This window comes from Bacillus weihaiensis (genome assembly GCF_001889165.1).
Lineage (GTDB): Bacteria > Bacillota > Bacilli > Bacillales > Bacillaceae > Metabacillus > Metabacillus weihaiensis.
The window spans coordinates 898,831-917,107 of the sequence record NZ_CP016020.1; the positions used below are offsets into that span (position 1 = coordinate 898,831).

19 protein-coding genes are annotated in these 18,277 nt (G+C 36.5%); 11 read left to right on the forward strand and 8 right to left on the reverse strand.

Going from position 1 to position 18,277, the window contains the following annotated elements; genetic code table 11:
* Positions 1–19 precede the first annotated feature (19 nt).
* The 3 genes from A9C19_RS04300 to A9C19_RS04310 are packed head-to-tail and all read left to right on the forward strand — an operon-like array spanning position 20 to position 3,385.
* Entirely contained in the window at positions 20–1,153 is a 1,134-nt protein-coding gene (locus A9C19_RS04300; protein ID WP_083584277.1) for a DUF4350 domain-containing protein, read from the forward strand.
* Positions 1,150–2,076: an AAA family ATPase gene (locus tag A9C19_RS04305; protein WP_072578792.1), complete on the forward strand. Its 927-nt coding sequence runs from the start codon at positions 1,150–1,152 to the stop codon at positions 2,074–2,076. The genes A9C19_RS04300 and A9C19_RS04305 overlap by 4 nt, the downstream gene beginning before the upstream one ends.
* Positions 2,027–3,385, forward strand: a complete 1,359-nt coding sequence (locus A9C19_RS04310; RefSeq protein WP_233499239.1) for a DUF58 domain-containing protein — start codon at positions 2,027–2,029, stop codon at positions 3,383–3,385. Before A9C19_RS04305 ends, A9C19_RS04310 begins: the two co-directional genes overlap by 50 nt.
* On the opposite strand, the gene A9C19_RS04315 is transcribed toward A9C19_RS04310, so the two are convergent.
* On the reverse strand, positions 3,380–4,351 hold the full coding sequence (locus A9C19_RS04315; RefSeq protein ID WP_072578793.1) for a stage II sporulation protein M: 972 nt from the start codon (positions 4,349–4,351) through the stop codon (positions 3,380–3,382). The genes A9C19_RS04310 and A9C19_RS04315 overlap by 6 nt on opposite strands.
* A 123-nt stretch (positions 4,352–4,474) precedes the next feature.
* On the opposite strand from A9C19_RS04315, the gene A9C19_RS04320 reads away from it, so the two are divergent.
* The gene (locus A9C19_RS04320) at positions 4,475–5,281 is read left to right on the forward strand and encodes an RDD family protein (protein ID WP_072578794.1); all 807 of its coding nucleotides are present in this window, start codon (positions 4,475–4,477) and stop codon (positions 5,279–5,281) included.
* Positions 5,282–5,344: 63 nt separating this feature from the next.
* Here the strand turns inward: A9C19_RS04320 and A9C19_RS04325 are convergent, their stop codons facing one another.
* From A9C19_RS04325 to A9C19_RS04335, 3 genes are all read right to left on the reverse strand, one after another.
* Positions 5,345–6,487 (reverse strand): glycosyltransferase family 4 protein, encoded by a 1,143-nt coding sequence (locus tag A9C19_RS04325; protein ID WP_072578795.1) that lies wholly within the window; start codon positions 6,485–6,487, stop codon positions 5,345–5,347.
* A 109-nt stretch (positions 6,488–6,596) separates the two neighbouring features.
* Positions 6,597–7,151 (reverse strand): phosphatase PAP2 family protein, encoded by a 555-nt coding sequence (locus A9C19_RS04330; RefSeq protein WP_072578796.1) that lies wholly within the window; start codon positions 7,149–7,151, stop codon positions 6,597–6,599.
* A 461-nt stretch (positions 7,152–7,612) separates the two neighbouring features.
* Positions 7,613–8,134, reverse strand: a complete 522-nt coding sequence (locus A9C19_RS04335; RefSeq protein ID WP_072578797.1) for a gamma carbonic anhydrase — start codon at positions 8,132–8,134, stop codon at positions 7,613–7,615.
* A gap of 124 nt (positions 8,135–8,258) precedes the next feature.
* Here A9C19_RS04335 and A9C19_RS04340 point away from each other — a divergent pair, with 124 nt between their 5' ends.
* Positions 8,259–9,050 (forward strand): alpha/beta hydrolase, encoded by a 792-nt coding sequence (locus A9C19_RS04340; protein WP_072578798.1) that lies wholly within the window; start codon positions 8,259–8,261, stop codon positions 9,048–9,050.
* A gap of 229 nt (positions 9,051–9,279) precedes the next feature.
* Positions 9,280–10,359 carry a tetraprenyl-beta-curcumene synthase family protein gene (locus tag A9C19_RS04345; protein WP_072581740.1) on the forward strand — a complete coding sequence of 360 codons (1,080 nt, stop codon included), beginning with the start codon at positions 9,280–9,282 and terminating at the stop codon, positions 10,357–10,359.
* Positions 10,360–10,394: 35 nt separating this feature from the next.
* On the opposite strand, the gene mnmM is transcribed toward A9C19_RS04345, so the two are convergent.
* Together mnmM and mnmL are read right to left on the reverse strand one after the other, a co-directional pair.
* Entirely contained in the window at positions 10,395–10,967 is a 573-nt protein-coding gene (mnmM, locus tag A9C19_RS04350) for a tRNA 5-(aminomethyl)-2-thiouridylate-methyltransferase MnmM (RefSeq protein ID WP_072578799.1), read from the reverse strand.
* On the reverse strand, positions 10,964–11,929 hold the full coding sequence (mnmL, locus tag A9C19_RS04355; RefSeq protein WP_233499240.1) for a tRNA modification radical SAM protein MnmL/YtqA: 966 nt from the start codon (positions 11,927–11,929) through the stop codon (positions 10,964–10,966). The genes mnmM and mnmL overlap by 4 nt, the downstream gene beginning before the upstream one ends.
* A 175-nt stretch (positions 11,930–12,104) precedes the next feature.
* Here mnmL and A9C19_RS04360 point away from each other — a divergent pair, with 175 nt between their 5' ends.
* The 4 genes from A9C19_RS04360 to A9C19_RS04375 all read left to right on the forward strand — a co-directional run bounded on the left by A9C19_RS04360 (position 12,105) and on the right by A9C19_RS04375 (position 14,743).
* The gene (locus A9C19_RS04360; RefSeq protein WP_072578801.1) at positions 12,105–12,377 is read left to right on the forward strand and encodes a YtzC family protein; all 273 of its coding nucleotides are present in this window, start codon (positions 12,105–12,107) and stop codon (positions 12,375–12,377) included.
* The gene (locus A9C19_RS04365; RefSeq protein ID WP_072578802.1) at positions 12,374–12,535 is read left to right on the forward strand and encodes a glycogen biosynthesis protein GlgD; all 162 of its coding nucleotides are present in this window, start codon (positions 12,374–12,376) and stop codon (positions 12,533–12,535) included. The genes A9C19_RS04360 and A9C19_RS04365 overlap by 4 nt, the downstream gene beginning before the upstream one ends.
* Before the next feature lie 197 nt (positions 12,536–12,732).
* Positions 12,733–13,431 carry an ABC transporter ATP-binding protein gene (locus A9C19_RS04370; protein WP_072578803.1) on the forward strand — a complete coding sequence of 233 codons (699 nt, stop codon included), beginning with the start codon at positions 12,733–12,735 and terminating at the stop codon, positions 13,429–13,431.
* A complete protein-coding gene (locus A9C19_RS04375; RefSeq protein ID WP_072578804.1) occupies positions 13,421–14,743 on the forward strand; it encodes an ABC transporter permease in 1,323 nt (440 codons plus the stop codon). Before A9C19_RS04370 ends, A9C19_RS04375 begins: the two co-directional genes overlap by 11 nt.
* A 553-nt stretch (positions 14,744–15,296) precedes the next feature.
* Here A9C19_RS04375 and A9C19_RS04380 read toward each other — a convergent pair.
* A complete protein-coding gene (locus A9C19_RS04380) occupies positions 15,297–16,067 on the reverse strand; it encodes a sulfite exporter TauE/SafE family protein (protein WP_072578805.1) in 771 nt (256 codons plus the stop codon).
* Positions 16,068–16,133: 66 nt separating this feature from the next.
* On the reverse strand, positions 16,134–17,147 hold the full coding sequence (locus A9C19_RS04385; RefSeq protein ID WP_233499241.1) for a TauD/TfdA family dioxygenase: 1,014 nt from the start codon (positions 17,145–17,147) through the stop codon (positions 16,134–16,136).
* 178 nt (positions 17,148–17,325) lie between these two features.
* On the opposite strand from A9C19_RS04385, the gene A9C19_RS04390 reads away from it, so the two are divergent.
* The gene (locus A9C19_RS04390) at positions 17,326–18,111 is read left to right on the forward strand and encodes a TrmB family transcriptional regulator (RefSeq protein ID WP_072578806.1); all 786 of its coding nucleotides are present in this window, start codon (positions 17,326–17,328) and stop codon (positions 18,109–18,111) included.
* Positions 18,112–18,277 lie beyond the last annotated feature (166 nt).

Here is an 18,277-nt window from a genome sequence, read left to right on the forward strand (position 1 = left end):
AGAGGGGGCGACATCTGTTTTGGGAAAAGCAACATTATCTATGAATAAATGGGTTATCATACCAGTCCTGTTTTTGATCGTCCTCTTAAGTAGTTATTTTATTGCTACAGGAGATCCAAAGACATTTCCAAGCTATGTGACAGATTCCCCGACACCTACAGGAACGAAGGCGTTTTTTACGTATATGCAGCAAGAGGCAGAGATAGTGAAAGATTGGAACCGTCCACCAAATTTATTGTCTGCTAACGATAATAACGAAGTTCTTGTCATGATCGAACCATTTTTCACACCTACTACTGAAGAAATGGAAGCCTATATAGACTATATGGAGGCGGGAAATACAATACTTTTGTTTAGTGAGAATCCAAAAGGCTTCTTTGACATAGAAGTTCAATATGACGCTTCATTGTTACCGGATGAAAAAGTGAAGGATCACCACGGAAACTTTTTTCGTACTGAGCTTCAATCTCCAATTACGTTTCTTATAAAGGATACCGATCAACCGTTATTATTTAGTGATCAGGAAGGTGTTATAGCGTATAAAAGGCAGTATGGAGAAGGAACGTTAATGGTATCAAATGCTCCAGAATGGCTTGTAAATGGGAATATTTTAAAAGAAGGTAATCTCTCGCTTATCACAAGCTTGTTTAATATGGCGGAAGGTGACGTCTATTATTTCGACGAATACTTACATGGAGAGAAAAATAGTGCGGCGACAACTCAGGTTTATCCGTTGTGGTTTCTCCTCATATTGTTACAAAGCGCGATTGTGATGGTGTTGTTTTTATGGAGTAAAGGTAAACGATTTGGTCCGATTTTAGTTCCTCGTGAAGAGATGGTCCGTTTTAGTGATGAAAGGATAGCAGCTCTATCAGCCTGGTATATTCGAAGCAAAAATTATCATAGCTCACTAGTGATCCAAGCAGATTACTTAAAGTATTTACTCCAAGATAAATGGGGAATTAGGTATAGTACACCTTGGACAGATATTGAAGAAGACTTAAGAAGAAGAATGAAAAGTCAAAAGATCGATACACACTCCTTCGTAATGAAATTGAGTGCTGCGTTAGAGAGGGAAACTCTATCAAAACGTGAATACCTAGAATGGTCTAAAATAATTGATCGATTAAGGAAAGAGGTGGAGAAAGGATGAACGAACAATTAGCATCCTTAATAGAAAAGTACGAAGAACGAATAGTGGGACAATCTCTAAATCTTAAATTATTACTAGCTTCCATTTTGTCTGGAGGACATGTTTTACTAGAAGGTGTTCCAGGGACTGGTAAAACGCAAATGGTCAAAACATTAGCTAACTTAATAGGTGGAGATTTTTCTCGTATTCAATTTACACCAGACCTCCTTCCTAGTGATATTACAGGAAGTACAATTTATAATATGAAGGATAGTACGTTTCAAACATTGAAGGGACCTATCTTTTCAACTATTTTATTAGCTGATGAAATTAATCGTACACCTGCGAAAACACAGGCAGCATTGCTTGAGGCTATGGAGGAAAAGCAAGTGACAATTCATGGTGAAACGTACCCATTGTCAGATGTCTTTTTTGTTGTAGCTACTCAAAATCCTATAGAATTTGAAGGAACCTATCCATTACCAGAAGCACAACAGGATCGATTCTTATTTAAGCTTATCATTGACTTTCCTCAATTTGAGGAGGAAAAACAAGTGTTAAAGCAGGTAATGGAAAATGAAATGAAAAAACCGTTGGAACAAGTGCTTTCTCTTCTTGAATTTTCTTCTATAAGAGATGAGATTGAAGAGATTACATTAAGTGAGAGTGTACTAGATTACATGATGAAGCTCGTGAGAAGAACGCGAGAAACGGATACTATTCAGTTTGGAGCAAGTACAAGGGCAGCTATATCAATGGGGAAAGCTGCAAAAGCATGGGCTTATCTTTCCGGTAGAGATTATGTAACCCCTGATGATATTAAAATGGTAGCCAAACCAAGTCTAAGACATCGTATTCAATTATCTCCTCATATAGAATTGGAGGGAACATCTGTTGATCAAGTTATTGAAGACCTTGTGGGGGCGACTCCTGTTCCGAGATAGAGGTGTACTGCCATCAAAACGATTACTATTGCTTTTTCTTATTTTCTCTGTCGTGTTAATTCTTTTAACAAGGTTCAATTTATCATGGCCTACGTTTTTTATTCTAAATGGGTTGCTTTTTCTTCTTAGTTTAGGCGATTTGTTTCTTTCACCAAGTAAGAAGCAAGTCCAATTCAAACGTACTATACCAGTAGAAATGGAAAGAGGAATCTCTTATCATGCTGCTATACATAGTAACAATAACTCGACTAAGAGAATGCTTTATCATGTAGTTGACGGCACCCCCCAATCCTTTGATAAGCTACCTATTATTAGTGGTAATGTAGGAGAGCAAGCCTCTACAGTGGTCCACTATGACGTGACCGCCAAGATAAGAGGGAAATATGAAGTGAACCATCTTTATGTGCGATATAAAAGTTACATAGGATTATGGGAAAAACAAATGAAAATAGAGGATAGGCAAGAAGTGAAAGTCATTCCAGACCTAACATCAATGAAGGGATATTTAGAGAGTGCTCAACAATTCCTTTTACATGATGGATTGAAGGTTCGAAAGCATAAAACAGGTAGTGGTGAGTTTACAAAGATTCGCAGCTTTGTCGTTGGAGATGATCCTAGAAAAATTAACTGGCGGCAAACAGCCAAATTACAAGAGGTTATGACAAATGAATTTGAGCCTGAACATGGGAAGTATATTACCATTTTACTTGATTGCGGGAGAATGATGGGGGCAGAGCTCTCGAATAGTAACCGTTTAGAAAAAACACTGGAAGCTGCTCTGACAGTTGCCGCAGCGGCTTTACAAAAAGGTGACTATGTATCGGTTTTAGCTTTTTCAAAGGAAGTGAAGGTATATGTTCCACCAGCAAAAGGGATGGCACATATACAAACAATTCTCCAAGCTATCTACCAAGTAGAGGTAGATGCTTCTGAGTCAAATTATGCAGCTGTTTTGGCTTATCTTCAAACTGTTCAGAAGAAAAGAAGCTTTCTCATACTATTTAGCGACATATATACGTTTCTACATGAAGAAAGCGCTCTTGTATACTTAAAACGATTGCGTAAACGTCACTTGTTTCTTATGCTCGGCATTGAAGATGAATCGTTACAAAAGGAAAGCCGTAATGAGTCGATAAGTATAAAGAAGGCGATGATGAAAAGCATCGCCCAGCAGCAGATTCTTATGAAAAGAACAGAAAAAATCAGATGGGAAAAACAAGGCCTCCACATGGTGGAGGCGAAGGAAGAATCACTAGCAGGCACAGCCGTTTCATATTATATTACCATGCTGAACCAGGGTGTATTATAAACCTTTTATTGCTTTCTTTTGTGAAAAAAGCCTTCCTAGTAAAATGTAAAAGAGCAAACCAAAAACGGTAAGCAAAGCCACTATATATTTTGCTTCTAAGGAAATAGGAGCAGGTGTGATATAGCCTTCGATGATTCCTGCGATGATAAATAACGGTATTGTACCTAATAGAAGCTGAACAGATCGTTTCGCTTGATGCTTTAATTGGTAAAGTCGTGAATAGTGTCCAGGGACGAAGAGCTTATATCCCATTAATAAACCTGCTCCACCAGCAATAAAAATGGCAGTTAATTCAATCATTCCATGAGGGACAATGTACGCCCAAAAATCGTACGCTTTTCCTTGCTGCCAAAATAATGCTGCTAGGGCTCCTATAATGATTCCATTATAGATCAATACGTACACAGTGAGTAATCCAAATGTAATACCGCCAGCAAAGGCTAAGATAGCCACCTTGATATTATTTGTCATAATAGAAGCGGACATTAATGGAGAATCTACATTACCATCCTGCTGCCCTATGTTTTTTGGATCGACTCCTTGAGCAATTTCAGAAGGTAAAATTGTGTAAAGATTTAAAGGATCATTTAACACGGAAAAATAGCTTCCGATAAATCCAACAGTGAATAATATCATGGCAATGAAAATAAATTTCCATTGCTCTAAAAATAATCCGATAAATGTAGTACTGAAAAATTCACGTATTTGTTTAAAACTAGAAGTTTGGTCTTTATAAAGTAGATTATGAGCCTTTGAGACTAAGCCATTTAAATAAGGGGTGACCTCGTCCTGAGGAAAATACGTTTGACAATAGGATAAATGCTGAGATGTTTTCTGATAAAGTCGATTGAACTGATTAATTTCCCTTGCTGCTAATTTTTTACGCCTTTTCTGTAAGTGTGAAATAGATTTCTCTAGTTCATTCCAGTCCTCACGGTGTTGGCGAATAAATTGTCTGCTATTCATATAGTCACCTTCTCTTTTATGTATAGTAAACGTCAAATCTAGTTCTCTCGTTTTATTATAGTCAATATCCCAAAAAATAGAAATGATGATCTTGAAAAAATAACCAAGGAAGTAGGGGGAAAAATGAGTCAACACCAAGTTGATATTAAAACGCCTGAATATGTTTCATTAACATTTCAGCCAGCAGGTTTAGGAAGTCGAACGGCTGCCTTACTTATTGATCATATTATCTTAACCATTCTTAACATTGCCATCATAGCTGGGCTATTCATTCTCCTTATCGATATGCCTCTAGAATTCTATTTTATGTATGACTTTATGTCCTATCAAATAGCGATAACAATAATCGGATTATTTATCTTAAATTGGGGTTATTTCTTTGCCTTAGAATTTTTTAATGGCGGAAGAACAATAGGAAAAAAGATGATTGGTATTCGTGTGATACAAGAGAATGGACATAGTATTACGCTTCTTTCAAGCTTTATTCGTAATTTTTTACGGATTATTGATTCACTTCCAGCAAACTATTTAGTAGGGATGCTCATGATTTTCTTTCATCAGAAAAATAAGCGTGTTGGAGATCTAGTTGCTGGTACCATCGTCATTCATGAAAGGAAAAGGAAAAAGAGTAAGAAAAAAACGATCATCCAAAAAGAGATTGAAAAACGAGGTTTAAAGAAAGCCGATATCGATATTGATGAATGGACACTAAAGGCTTTTAGTGAAAAGGATTGGAAGCTAGCAAAAACGTATACACAAAGATTGCATCAGCTTACAGAGAATGAAAGAAATGAGCTGACTATCAAAATTGGTGAGATTCTCCTTCCTAAGATTGGACAGAGTAAAGAGGGGAAAACAATTCGTGAAATAGAGGATTTACTTCTACTCGTGTATTTATATTTAAGGGATGAATGGGAGTTTGAGTTGTAAAGTAATAGAGGCTGGGACAGAAGTGCCTGGCTCTTTGTTTTGTCCCAGCCTCTTTTATCATATTTACGCATACCGAATGTGTTTTGTTTCCATTAGTGTATCTTCGTAATCATGTAAAAGCCCTTCAAATATGCAATCCCATGTTTGGGTTAATGCATATTGTCTAGCTTCGACTTGCATTTCATTTCGTATGGTTTCATTCGTTAGTAGCTTCGTAATGGCATGTGTAAAGTTTTCAACATTTTTAGGTTCACAAAGGATCCCGTTTACATCATGTTTAATAATGTTTTTTACTCCTCCAGAATTAGCGCCGACAACAGGCGTACCTGAAGCAAGTGCTTCTAAGACGACGTTACCGAATGTTTCTGTTGGTGAAGGGAAGACAAAAAGATCGGAGGCTGCATACACTTTTGCAAGCTCAGAACCATTTAAATAACCTGCAAACGTTATATTTCCACGAGCCCTTTTCACCATATCTTCTTTAGAAGGACCATCGCCAACAATCAACCAGTGTACTTGCTGACGTATTGGGTCTGGAAGCTCGCTTGTCACGTTCATTAATGTTTCGATATCCTTTTCAGGTGCTAATCTACCTACATAGGATAAGACATACTTTTCTTTAATCGAATATTTGTTCATTATTTCTTCTTTTGAGTAAGAAGGCTGAAAAAGAGTACAATCAACACCTCTACCCCAAATACGTAGATTAGAAAAGCCTTTTCGTTTTAATTGATCGAGTGTTGTATGAGACGGGACAAAAATCTTCCTAAGTGGTTTATGAAACCAATGCATGTACTTCCAAAGAACTTTAGATAAGAATTGAAGATCATAATACTCTAAATATTGATCAAAATCGGTATGGTAGGAACCAACAATTGGGATATTTAACTTCTTGCCATAATGAAGACCACATAATCCGATGTTAAAAGGTGTCGCAACATGAATTAAATCAGGTTTAAAGCGCTGAAGCTCAGCCTTTACATGCATCATATTTGGGAGTGCAAGTCTGCATTCAGGGTATAGAAAAAAAGGTAAACTAGTAAATCGGTGGATATGACTTGTAAACATACTTTCTTTTGTACTTTCAGGTGCAAAAACTCTAAATTCATATCCGTTTTTTTCAAGATAATCTGTTAGGCGCTTTAATGTTCTTGCAACTCCATTTACGTCGGGAGCAAAAGTATCTGTGAAAATGGCAATTTTCATCGAATCCCTCCAGTTACTTGTAAGTGAAAGGTAGTGTTTAAAGTCTTGTCGTACTTCTCTAGTACTTACTATATGTTGAAAAGATCAAAACAGATGACAAAATTCAAAATTAAAACCAATTAATAAGTAGAAATTCGTGTAAAAATAGATAGGTTAATAATGCCGTAGAGCTACCGAGTAGAGAGCCTACTAGAACATCTGAAGGATAATGTAAACCCAAATACATTCTAGATAAGCCGATACTAATCGCTATAGGTAGTAGGACAACAGATAATTGCGGCATAAATAAGATAAAGGGAATAATGACTGAAAAAATGGCAGTCGTATGACCAGATGGAAATGAATGGTCTTCTAATGGGTTAGCAGGCACCTTTGTTTCATCAAGAGCTATATACGGCCTTTTACGAGGATATAGCTTTTTTACTACTGCTACAGGAAGGTGGCTAAGTAGAAGAGATACTGCACTTACGATACTTGTTGCTTGGTAACTCCCTTTAGAAAAAATCATTAAAAGGAAGCAGGCTGCTATTGTAGCGGTTGCTCCACCTAGGTGTGTAATATTTCGAAAATAAAAATTTAAAAACTTCTGGTCATAATGACGGTTCACGCTTTTAAATAGCTTACATTCGAAATCATACATGTTTGTAATCAACTTTGTTTTCATCTGTTGAACGCTCCTTTTTTAACCCCTTTTATCCTATTTTAGTTGATAAATATTTAGTTAATAATAAGAAATTGTAAAAATTTACTTCATATATTTTTCACAATTTTAACGATTGCCATATAAAGCTTGTGTACAAACTAAAAAAACGATTCTTAAGAGGATTTTCAATATAACATAAAATATAACTAGAAATTTGCGACTGATGGAATGGGATAAACAGATAGGATAAAGTGAACGTTAAAGATTAAGCATTTTTATCGTTACCTGTTTTGGCTAAGAAGATGTGAAGAACTTGCTAAAAGAAGAGAAAAATGTAAGAGTCGAAAAAAGGGAGGCTGGGACAAAACAAAGAGCCAGGCACCCTCCGATGCAATCTATTGTGTGCACTATAGATAAATCAGTGCGTACATATAGTCGTTACGATAAGGTGCCAGGCACTTCTGTCCCAGTCTCCCTGACCATTACTCCATATTTGTTTTGATGGATTTATAGTATTGTCCTTTTTCTACATATTGTTTGCGAATGCGCTCCATATCCTTTAAATCAGCCTCGGTTAATGGACGAACAACTTTAGCTGGTCTACCTAATGCTAGTGTATGTGGAGGTATTTTCTTACCCGGTGGCACAAGACTACCTGCTCCAATAAAGGCACCTTCACCTATTTCAGCACCATCTAATATAATGGATCCCATACCAACTAAAGCATGTTTACGGATAATAGAACTATGTAAGATGACGCTGTGACCAATTGTTACGTCGTCTTCAAGAATGAGAGGTCTCTCAGGACTTTGATGAAGGCAGCATAGGTCTTGAATATTGACACGCTTTCCAATGACTGTTGGTGAGACATCACCTCTTATAACAGTTTGGAACCAAATACTTGACTCATCCCCAATGGTCACATCACCAGTAATTGTAACGTAATCAGCAATAAAGGCAGAATCTGAGATAGTAGGTTTTTTATCCTTGTAAGGGTAAATCATGTTTGTCATTCCTTTCTTATGGAAAGAATATACTTTTTATCATTATTTTATTAGATTAGAGCAAGGATTACAAAATAAATAAATAGTAGGCTATATGATTTGTTTTTAAAAGGGAGGCTACGTCATGTGGAAGTGGGAATCTGAAATTGAGGAAGTAAAAGGTGTCATTGTCATTGTCCATGGTGCTGCTGAACATCATGGGAGGTATAAGTGGCTTGTAGAAATGTGGAGACTTGTTGGCTATCATGTAGTCATGGGAGATCTACCTGGACAAGGAACAACAACTAGGAGAAGAGGACATATTCTATCCTTTGATGAATACATTAAGGAAGTGAATTTGTGGATACAAGAGGCCAAAAAGTTTGGCGTACCATTATTTTTATTAGGTCACAGTATGGGTGGTCTAGTTGTCATTAGGGCATTACAGGAGGAGCATCAAGAGATAAAGGCTGCCATCTTATCTTCGCCATGTCTTGGGATCTTATATAAGCCAAATAAGGTACTTGAAATAGCATCAAGAGGTTTAAATATATTTGCCCCCTCCTTTAAAGTTGAATCTAATTTGAATGTAACCATTGCAACAAGGAACAAGGCTGTACAGGATATTGATGAAAATGATTCATTATATGTGACAAAGGTATCTGTAAGATGGTATCGTGAATTAATAAAAGCTATGGAAGAAGCCCAGAAACAGGCGGGAGATTTTCCAGACGTGCCAATCCTACTTATGCAAGGTGGAGAAGATAAGATTGTTGATAAGACTCTTGTGAAACAATGGTTTAATAAAATAGATAGTACTGAAAAATATTACAAAGAGTGGAAAGGGCTTTATCATGAAATATTTAGTGAGCCTGAGCGCGATCAAGTTTTTCAGGCTGCTAAACGATTTTTTGACGCACATAGTACGGATAAATAGCGCGGAAGAACATCTATTTGTCTAAACGATTTGTTTAGATGGTCTTTATGTAAAGTACGAAACTTACTCAGGCTGTAAAATAAACAGGCTAAACGATGAGAAATGGTTACAAGTGTTTGTCGTAACGATTTCCTTCTCTTTTTGTAAAAAAGAGAACATAACGACATTTGTCCTTGTTGAAAGTATCTTTAAACTAATAAATAAAAATGAATATGAGGTGACACCACCATTGACTGTTCCACAGCATCCATTACGATTAATGACTAAAGTATATCGAGAGATTTTTCCTATCGTACATTTCTATTTGGACCAATGGAGAGAGAAGGCAGAGGCAATACCGAACAAAGAGTTGAGAGAACAAGCACTGAATAGTCTAAAGGAAAAAGATTTTCATTGCGAGGGTGGAGCCATAATAGCGCTCATTTCTGGTCCACACAAGCAGCAATGTATTGAGTTTATTATTGCTTACCAAACAATTAGTGACTATTTAGACAATTTGTGTGATCGAAGTACCTCATTGGATCCAGTAGATTTTCGTATGCTTCACCAATCCATGCTAGATGCATTAACTTGCGGTGCTTCCTGCAAAGATTACTATCAGTTTAGAACAGATAAAGATGATGGTGGGTATTTACATAGTCTTGTCCAAACATGTCAAAATGTACTAGCTGATTTAGCTCACTATCCAACCATCTCAAAACATTTATTAGAGTTATCAACTTATTATTGTGATCTTCAAGTACATAAGCATGTAGTAAAAGAAGAGAGAGTCCCAAGGTTACAAGATTGGTTTGAGAGACATAAAGCCAATGTTCCAGAAATGGAATGGTATGAATTTTCAGCGTGTACTGGGTCTACATTAGGGATCTTTTGTTTAGTAGCCTATGCCTTTCAAGATCGCTTTGAAGAAACTTTGGCTCAACAAATTCGAGATAGTTATTTTCCTTACATTCAGGGCTTACATATCTTACTGGACTATTTAATTGATCAAGATGAAGATGAAGTGGGTGGCGACCTGAATTTCTGTAGCTACTATTCTTCAGAAAATGAGATGATGGAACGACTTGAATACTTCGTTCAAAAAGCGGATGATCAATTAAAAGGAATTCCACATGAGAACTTCCATAAACTAATTAATCGAGGGTTACTTGGAGTTTATTTATCAGATGAAAAGGTTGCGACACATCGCGATCGGAATAAGCTGGCTAAGCGATTAATCAGATTGGGCGGTATGACTACGTACTTCTTCTACTTTAATGGAAGAGCCTATCGGGCTTTTCAAAAACTTTCAATGAAAAAAAGCTCATAAATATATGCTAAAGAGAAGATATAGTACGATTCTCTTTAGCATTTTTCAATTGCGATAATATACGGGGGATTATTTTGTTTATTGATAAATTGATAATGGAGGACATGAGCTTTTCTTGGATCTATTGCTTTTACGAACTCCATAATTTCATCTCGTTCAAGCTTTCCTTCTTGATGACCGTGATAAATAACAACAACTATTATTCCTTCTGGTTTTAAAAGGGATAATAAACCTTCAATTGCGGCTTTTGTTGTTTCTGGTAACGTTACAATGGAAGGGTCACCACCAGGTAAATAGCCTAAATTGAAGATAGCACCTCCAATAGATCCATGATACTCCTCGGGTATAGCCGAATGAACATGCTGATGTCCCTGGTTTATGAGAGTTACATACCCATCAACATTTTCTTCACGAAGTTTTTCTCTTGTCTTTACGATAGCTTGGTCTTGGATATCAAATCCATACACATGACCGGTTTCGCCAACAAGATTTGCCAAGAAAAGGGTATCGTGTCCATTTCCTATAGTAGCATCCACCACGATATCCCCTTTTGTTATGGTTGATTGTAATAGTGTTTTTGCAAAGGGCAATATTCGCTGTAGTTTCATAAAGTAAAGGCTCCATCTTCTTTTGTATAAAATTTCCCTTGAAAACTATCTCGTCTTTTTAATTCTGCATCAATTGAATTTAGGACATCCCACTTATTCACACTCCACATTGGTCCGATCATTAAATCAATTGGTCCGTCTCCTGTTATACGATGAACAATCATTTCAGGTGGAATCATTTCGAGCTGATCACACACGAGATTTACATAGTCTTCTTGAGATAAAAATTCCAGCTTTCCTTTTTCATATTGCTTCACCATAGGGGTTCCTTTTAATAAGTGTAAAAGATGAATCTTAATCCCTTGGACATCTAAGTTGGCAACAGCCTTAGCAGTTTCCATCATCATGGTCGTATCCTCAAGTGGTAAGCCGTTAATAATATGGGAGCAGACTCTAATGCCATGTTTGCGAAGCTTTTGTACTCCTTCCACATAACAAGAAAAATCATGTGCACGATTAATTAGAAGAGCTGTCCGTTCATGTACAGTTTGAAGACCTAATTCTACCCAAAGGTATGTTCGTTGATTTAATTCGGCTAAGTATTCGACTACGTCATCTGGTAGACAATCAGGTCTAGTGGCAATAGAGAGACCTACAACATCCTCTTGGGTAAGAACAGACTCAAATTTTTCTCTTAGTACTTCTACAGGAGCGTGTGTATTTGTATATGCTTGAAAGTAGGCCATATATTTGCCATTTTTCCATTTACTATGCATTTTATCTTTAATGGTATGAAATTGTGTTACTAAATCATCCGCTCGGTTCCCAGCAAAATCACCAGAGCCTGCAGCACTGCAAAATGTACAGCCTCCATGTGCTACTGTACCGTCACGATTTGGGCAATCGAACCCACCATCTAAGGCAACTTTGAACACCTTATGTCCAAAATGGTGGCGTAAGTGATAATTCCATGTATGATACCTTTTATTATCTTGAGCATATTGAAAGGTAGTTTGGGTCAAAAGTATTGCCTCCTGTCTCACGTGAAATTCCATCTCAACATTTTAACATGATGTTGTCCATAAATACAGATTCCTAATTGACTTACCATTTTTTTTATCTCAAGTTTTTTCACTTTCCGTTCATACTAATAAGTGATGAAGCATTTGACTTCATAACGTTTGGAGGAGATGTAAGATGGCAACAAGACAATCCGTTAACGAATACTTAGAGCGCTGCAATGAAGCGTTAGAATATGCACGTGAACAATATCAAACAGGGGCACAGCAAGAGCATTATAATGCGACTGAATATACAGATGCTTTACAGAAGCTTGAAGAAGCAGTAAATGATATTAATCATCTTTCGTTAAGTGCCAATGATCAGCAACAAGATCAACTATATCGTATGAGATTACAGCTTCAGCAACTACAAAACGAAATGATTTTAAAAGGAGATGCTGAACGATGAAAAAACGTTCTAAGCAAAATAATCCAGAGCAAAAAACAAAAAATGGTATGAATAATCAGGATTTAGAGCTGGGAAAAGATTTTGATCCTGTGATTGAAACGAAGGCTGAAAATGCGAAAAAAGGTCAACCAATTAAGTCAAAGCAAAGAGTTGAATAAATATAGTGACTATACGAGAAAAAAGCGTGAATTCATTAATGAGTTCACGCTTTTTCTTTGTTCTTGATCATTTAATTGACAAGCTGAAAAAGTGGATGTATTGTATTAACTGTACTAGTTATCACAATACAGTTAATACACACGGTATTAGTCATTCAGTTTATGTACAAGTAAGCATATATAAGGGGGAGAAGAAGATGATTTCTGTTCATCATTTAAGTCATTCTTTTAAGGTTGGAAAAAGGGGAAGTGAAAAGGAAATACCAGTGCTAAAAAACATATCACTAACCATCAGAAAGGGTGAAATTGCTTCTATTGTGGGACGAAGTGGTTCAGGGAAGTCTACATTACTGCATCTTATATCAGGGTACATTTCACCGACAAATGGTGATGTAATGATTAATGGAACGAATGTAACAGGCTTTAACGAAAAGCAATGGGCTCAGTTTCGCTTAGATCATTTTGGATTTATTTTTCAGAGCTTTCAGCTTATTCCAAGCTTAACGACGTTTGAAAATGTCGAACTGCCGCTTACGTTAAAGGGAATGGATTCAGTAAAAAGAAGACAAGAAGTTATGACCTTACTTGAAAGTGTTGGTTTAAAAGACCATTCAGAACATTATCCTAATGAACTCTCAGGAGGGCAGCAGCAAAGAGTTAGTATTGCAAGAGCACTAATTACCAAACCCTCAATTATCTTAGCTGATGAACCAACAGGAAGTTTAGATAGCGAGACTGAACAAGAAATCTTAGGGTTAATTCAACAGCTCAACAAAGAACAAGGAATTACCTTTTTTATGATTACTCATGATGAAGAAGTAGCGAAGATTAGTACGAATCAATTTCATTTAGAGGATGGAGTTATTACAAAGGGAGGTAATCCTGTTGAAGTTTAAAGACCAACTACAATTTATGTTTCGAAATATGAAGAAAAATCGATTAAGAGTCTTTATGACGATACTAGCGACAACCATGGCGTGTGCGTTTTTGATTGTTTTAGCCTCGGTAGGATTTGGGATACAAAAAAGCATCACAGATGAAATGAAATCACAGCAAATGATTACAGAAGTTCAGATTCATGGGAAAGAAGTGGATGGAAATCATGAATTTCTTACGAATCAGAATGTAGAAGAATTAAAAGATACAGAAAATGTAACCGCAGTAGTCACACGAAATTCGATTGATTTGCCTGTATTAGTGTCCATTGAAGATCGGACTGCGGATATTTGGCCTATCTACATTACAAATATGGAAGAAGAACTGAAAGCGAATCTATCATTAGATGAAGGACATGTTCCTAAAAATGAAAAGGAAGTTGTGGTTGGCTATCATTTTGCAAAGGCGCTTTTAACAGAAAAAGAGCGGGAAGAATTTGAACAAAATCTAGAGTCTTCCGAAGGACCGGTTATTGAGGAGCCACAAGGATATCAAGGCGTATTGATAGGAAAAGACATCACAATTAAGCTAGTAAAAGACGTTGAAGGGAAAGAAGTGGAAAAAAGCTACACCTTCACGATTGCAGGAATAGGAAAAGAGCCTGCAAGAGACTGGGTTCAAGATCAGGGAATTTTCATTGATGATCAGCTAAGAGATGAAATGTTATCTTTTACTAGAGATGAGAAAAATGCGGAAAAGCTTCCTTATAGTGAAGTTCTTGTTTACGCTTCTCATCTAGAAAATGTCGAACAGGTGTCAAATGATTTAAAAGAAAAGGGATATATGGTTTATTCCATTACGGAAGAATTGGAAGGAGTGAACTTATTTTTCAACATTTTTAAAGCAGGTTTAATTTTCGTCGGTACTGTAGCAGTCATTATTGCTTCTATTGGAATCTTTAATACGATGACAATGGCAGTAACAGAGCGAACGCAAGAGATAGGGATTATGAAGGCAATTGGTGCCCAACCAGGTGTTATTCGTCGGATTTTCTTAATGGAAAGCGCGTATATTGGAGTGATTGGAGCATTTATTGGAGTTGTTATCTCATACGGTATTAGCTATGCAGCGAACTTTGCTATTCCGATTATTTTAGAATCCGCATCAGGTGGTGATACAGCTGACGTAGATTTTGTCTTTTCCTACATTCCATTAAGTCTTGTCGTCATAGCTGCAATAATTAGTATTGGAGTTGCTATTATCTCTGGATTACGACCTGCTATGAAAGCAACCAATGTAAATGTTTTATCTGCTTTAAGAAGAGAATTATAATAAAGTAAAGACCAGATCTAATCGTACTATTAATAATTTATGTGAGGTACATTGCAAGGGGGAGATGAGCCTCCTCTTTTTGTAAGCCTGTGGAACTTAACCTGCCCCACAGGTCCTGCTCGAATCTCGTACCTTTCACTCAATCGAATCAATTTCATAGATTGTCAGGTCTGGTTGAATGCAGCTCCAGTTGCTCGCTTTTTCGTGGGGCGGGCGGAGCCTCTTCGGTGTAACCGCCTGTGGGGTCTCATGTCCCAATCCTCCCGCAGGAGCTCGCCCCTTTTTGACGTCATTTCACTCGAAATCTATAGGGGGAAACCAACTATTTAACACAAACATGCACAAACACATTATTGACACTATAATTACTAATTATTGCTCGAATAGATGCTTAATTTTTTAAGACGCTCAAGTACGTAGAAAACAAAATTAGGAATATCAATAAGAAACCCAACTCATTATGAATTATATTTAGCGTATAATAATACGACTGACAATACTATTAAAACCTTCTTAGTCCTTTTTTTATTCTCCGCTCCTACTTTTGAAAACGCTACTCAATTCTGATATAATCAACAATGTTTTTTCCAATCAAGAAGACAGTAACTAAGATGAATAATATTCTTACATAGGTTACTCCTTTTTTAATGGCAAAGTTAGAACCAACTATGGATCCTGCTATCATAGCAATTCCCATCGGTATACCATATGAGAAGTTAACCATATCGAGAAAGACAAACATGATAAGTGCTGAAATATTACTTCCAAAGTTTAGAAATTTGGCATTTCCAGCAGATTGTAAAAAATCAAAACCAATAATCAAAAAGGCAAACAAAATAAATGAGCCTGTTCCAGCACCTAAAAACCCATCATAAAAACCGATAGCAAATATGACACATGAAAAAAGCAAAGCCTTTTTCCATGTGAGTTTTCGATAAGTCGATTCATGCCCCCAGTTTTTCTTTAGAATCGTATAAATAGCTACGACTATTAGAAGAACTAAAACTAATGGTTTTAATAATTCATTTGATACAAAGTTTACAACCAAGGCTCCTAATAAAGATCCTGCAAAAACAATTGGAAATAACTTAGCCACTAAGTTAAAATCAACTTTTCCTGATCTGATAAACGCAATAGTACTTGTCAAGGAACCCATTGAACTGGCTAATTTATTCGTTGCAATTGCTGCTGAAGGTGAGAGGCCTGTAAACAATAAAGCAGGTATAGAAATTAGACCTCCGCCACCCACTACCGAATCAATAAAAGCAGCTAAAAATCCGAAACATAGCAACAACAGTAGTGTATAGACATTAATATCTTCCATCTCCAAAACCTCCATTATGAACAAAAGCGATCCACTCTCTTAACAAGGAGTTGGATCGCTTTGTTCTTATTTTTTTAACTCCAATTCTATTTTTAATGGCATACAAACATGGCTCCTAATCGAGCGGCTTGCTCCAGACTTATTAAAGTCAACAACTACAAACATTCTCTGTAACCATCGATCTTTACCATCGTATTTTGGAGTGAAAGCGGTTCGAGCATGTGCGGCTAAATGATTATCAATAATAATAAGGTCACCTGGTGTTAGAACCACACCAGAAGAAACTTCCGCCAATGCTTTCTTTAGCTCTTCTAACGCCCATTGCGCCTCCTCATTTACGCCTTCCATAAGTGAACCATGGATACATAAGTTAGGTTGAATAATATTACCCGATAATACGGATGTTTGAATAGATAGTTCAGGCGAATTAAATGACGAAGGTGGACTTAACCGATACAAAGGTTTTCTCAACAATTCTATTGCGTAACCCGGGATTAACTCAAGAGCTTGAACAATAGAAGCCGTTTCTGTTTTAGCCTTTTGTTCATGGTCTGATCGTAGGCACACCAAGGATAAGTAATCCGGCTTATGAGGATGAATGGCATCTTCCGTATGATAAGTAAAAAACACTTGGGACCCACTGTTTTCTATATTGGTTTCTTTCCCCTTAATTGGGCAAATATCATGAATAATTTGTCCATTTTTTTCATCGGCATATCCTATCGGTTCACCTAAATGCAACATGAATAAATACAATAATAGTTCACTTACATTCTCCATTTTGTTTTTAGGTGCACTGCCGTCATCAGGTGTGTTCGGTAATTCTTTATCAGTCGGAAGATTCCTAAATAAGATGGTTCCATGCTGGTTTTTCTCACGTTTAAAACTGATAAGATGATCAATCACCTTTTCAGGAAGTTTATAAGATTCTTTTTCCAACTGATTCAATGTGTAATGGTCAATTTGGTTTAAATCAAGCTTAATTGACTGAATTAGTTGATTTAATTCTTCTTTTTCCTGATCAGTTAAAACGTAAATATGAGAATTTTTAAGTACAGGCATTTTTGGCGCAGAAATCACTTTTGTTCCTCCTAATATCGATTTTTTTAGTCACTACTATAATGGTAACTAAAAAATAATTTCCTGTAAATAGGGAATTTGCAATTTACAAATTCTTAATTTTGTAACAGAATCGGTTCCGAATAAAGAGATTTGGTATGATAAGCATATACACTTACTAAATGTACTGGAGGATACTATGAAGGATATTATTCAACAAATTCAATCGTTAGGTTTAAATCAATATGAGGCAAAGGCTTATGTTTCTTTAGTCCGCCAAGGAGCGACAAGCGCGTATCAAGTGAGCAAAGAATCAGGAATTCCAAGATCTCGCATATACGAAATTTTGAATGGTCTTGAAGAAGAAGGAATTGTCATAAAAGAGGAAATAAATGATTCTGTTCAATATTCTCCGTTACCTGTCGATGTATTTCTTGAATCGGTTCAGTCTAAATGGAACAATACGTATCAATCTATAAGCGAAACATTAAAAAACTTTGAAGTAACAGAACCCACATCAGACATACGTGTTATGACCCTAAAAGGGGACAGGCATATTCTATCGTTTTGTCGTACTTTATTGCAAAAGGCTGAAAAAAAAGTCGTGATTTCTTTGTGGGATAATATGTATGAGAGACTTGAGCAAGATTTGATCGATAAAGCTCCGAATATTGATCTCAAAGGTATTGTCTTTCAAGTTGAAAGCCCATTATCAGGATTAGACATTCATCGTAAAACAAGTTATGTAGATAGTATTGGAGAAAATAAATGGTTTATTTTATCCATTGATGGTCGGGAGATGATCTATGGACCTTCTATAGATGAAAGAGAAACAGCCTTCTACACTGATGATCCAGTTCATATTTATCTTCTGGAGAATTATATTTGGCATGACATTCTGGTTAATCGCTTAGTTAAAGAAGGGAAAAAGGATACCGATAATTGGATAGCAAGGGAAAGGGAGAAGTTTTTCGGCTCTAATTGAATATCTTAAGCATGGGGTTATTATTGGGTATGTATGGAACGGAGTGAAAAAAATCCTTCGTAAATATTTATATTTCGCCGAATTATTCTTACTATAGAAGATTCGGCTTTTTATAATCCATATATTATATTGCAAATTAGTGAAATGTCCGCAATCCTCCATTTAT

Coding starts and splice junctions, on each gene's coding strand:
- A9C19_RS04305 (WP_072578792.1), top strand. CDS start 1,150: ATGAACGAACAATTAGCATCCTTAATAGAAAAGTACGAAGAACGAATA.
- A9C19_RS04315 (WP_072578793.1), bottom strand. CDS start 4,351: ATGAATAGCAGACAATTTATTCGCCAACACCGTGAGGACTGGAATGAA.
- A9C19_RS04320 (WP_072578794.1), top strand. CDS start 4,475: ATGAGTCAACACCAAGTTGATATTAAAACGCCTGAATATGTTTCATTA.
- A9C19_RS04325 (WP_072578795.1), bottom strand. CDS start 6,487: ATGAAAATTGCCATTTTCACAGATACTTTTGCTCCCGACGTAAATGGA.
- A9C19_RS04330 (WP_072578796.1), bottom strand. CDS start 7,151: ATGAAAACAAAGTTGATTACAAACATGTATGATTTCGAATGTAAGCTA.
- A9C19_RS04335 (WP_072578797.1), bottom strand. CDS start 8,134: ATGATTTACCCTTACAAGGATAAAAAACCTACTATCTCAGATTCTGCC.
- A9C19_RS04340 (WP_072578798.1), top strand. CDS start 8,259: ATGTGGAAGTGGGAATCTGAAATTGAGGAAGTAAAAGGTGTCATTGTC.
- mnmM (WP_072578799.1), bottom strand. CDS start 10,967: ATGAAACTACAGCGAATATTGCCCTTTGCAAAAACACTATTACAATCA.
- A9C19_RS04360 (WP_072578801.1), top strand. CDS start 12,105: ATGGCAACAAGACAATCCGTTAACGAATACTTAGAGCGCTGCAATGAA.
- A9C19_RS04365 (WP_072578802.1), top strand. CDS start 12,374: ATGAAAAAACGTTCTAAGCAAAATAATCCAGAGCAAAAAACAAAAAAT.
- A9C19_RS04370 (WP_072578803.1), top strand. CDS start 12,733: ATGATTTCTGTTCATCATTTAAGTCATTCTTTTAAGGTTGGAAAAAGG.
- A9C19_RS04380 (WP_072578805.1), bottom strand. CDS start 16,067: ATGGAAGATATTAATGTCTATACACTACTGTTGTTGCTATGTTTCGGA.
- A9C19_RS04390 (WP_072578806.1), top strand. CDS start 17,326: ATGAAGGATATTATTCAACAAATTCAATCGTTAGGTTTAAATCAATAT.